We start from the raw sequence: 1,560 nt of genomic DNA, 5'->3' as shown, positions 1-1,560 counted from the left end.
TGGTCCATGAATGAGTAGTGACCGTTCTGGTGAACGGTCGAAAGGTGAGCTCCCTCAGAGAGGGAGTCTCGGGTCTGTGGAGGTGATCCAGCCGCAGATTCCCCTACGGCTACCTTGTTACGACTTAAGCCCCCTTGCGAAGCCCAGATTCGACTCGTGTGACGAGCCTCATCCGGACCTCACTCGGGTGCTTTGACGGGCGGTGTGTGCAAGGAGCAGGGACGTATTCACCGCGCGCTGCTGACACGCGATTACTACCGAATCCAGCTTCATGTGGGCGAGTTTCAGCCCACAATCCGAACTACGATCGAGTTTCTGAGATTACCGTCTCCTTTCGGAGTAGGAACCCTTTGTCTCGACCATTGTAGCCCGCGTGTTGCCCAGCACATTCGGGGCATACTGACCTACCGTTGCCCGTTCCTTCCTCCGTGTTGGCCACGGCAGTCTCCCTACTGTCCCCAACCACCTCGCGGTGTTGCTGGCAAGTAAGGATGCGGGTCTCGCTCGTTGCCTGACTTAACAGGACGCCTCACGGTACGAGCTGACGGCGGCCATGCACCTCCTCTCTGTAACTCGTGGCTAGGTCATCAACCTGACCGTCATTATTACAGTCGATGCTGGTGAGATGTCCGGCGTTGAGTCCAATTAAACCGCAGGCTCCTCCGGTTGTAGTGCTCCCCCGCCAATTCCTTTAAGTTTCATCCTTGCGGACGTACTTCCCAGGCGGCCTGTTTAGCGGCTTCCCTACGGCACAGCACCCACTCGTAGTGGGAGCCACACCTAACAGGCATCGTTTACGGCTAGGACTACCCGGGTATCTAATCCGGTTCGAGACCCTAGCTTTCGTCCCTCACTGTCGGATCCGTTCTCGCGACGTGCTTTCGCCATCGGCGGTCCGTCCAGGATTACAGGATTTCACTCCTACCCCGGACGTACCCGTCGCGCCTTCCGGTCCCAAGCCACGCAGTTTCCACCGGGCGCCTCCCCGTTGAGCGGGGAGATTTCCCGATGGACTTGCGCGGCCAGCTACGGACGCTTTAGGCCCAATAAAATCGGCCATCACTTGGGCTGCCGGTATTACCGCGGCGGCTGGCACCGGTCTTGCCCAGCCCTTATTCGTGTACCTCCCTACGGTACACAAAAGCGTAGGCTCTATGCCTACGCACTTGGGATCCCCTTATCGCACTGGCGTGCAGTGTAAAGGTTTCGCGCCTGCTGCGCCCCGTAGGGCCCGGAATCTTGTCTCAGATTCCGTCTCCGGGTTCTCACTCTCATGACCCGTACCGATTATCGGCACGGTGGGCCGTTACCCCACCGTCTACCTAATCGGCCGCAGCCACATCCTTCGGCGCCGGAGCGTTTGACACACTCGACATTCCAGTGTGAGTGTGATATGAGCTATTAGCCTCAGTTTCCCGAGGTTATCGCTCTCCGAAGGGTAGATTGGCCACGTGTTACTGAGCTATTCGCTACGAGTATGAACTCGTACAACTAGCATGGCTAAATCGGATCCCAATAGCAATGGCCTCCGGCAGGATCAACCGGAATGAATAACCTCCG

Annotated in this window: 1 rRNA gene; it reads right to left on the bottom strand. The window is 57.7% G+C overall.

Annotated features, from left to right (window positions below):
* Positions 1-77 precede the first annotated feature (77 nt).
* Positions 78-1,548: ribosomal RNA gene (locus tag GRS48_RS08790) — 16S ribosomal RNA — on the bottom strand.
* Between the last annotated feature and the right edge of the window lie 12 nt (positions 1,549-1,560).

This window comes from Halorubrum sp. JWXQ-INN 858, from assembly GCF_009806985.1.
Classification (GTDB): Archaea; Halobacteriota; Halobacteria; order Halobacteriales; family Haloferacaceae; genus Halorubrum.
The sequence above is the reverse complement of the archived record's forward strand: the minus strand, read 5'-3'. Positions and strand labels throughout refer to the sequence as shown.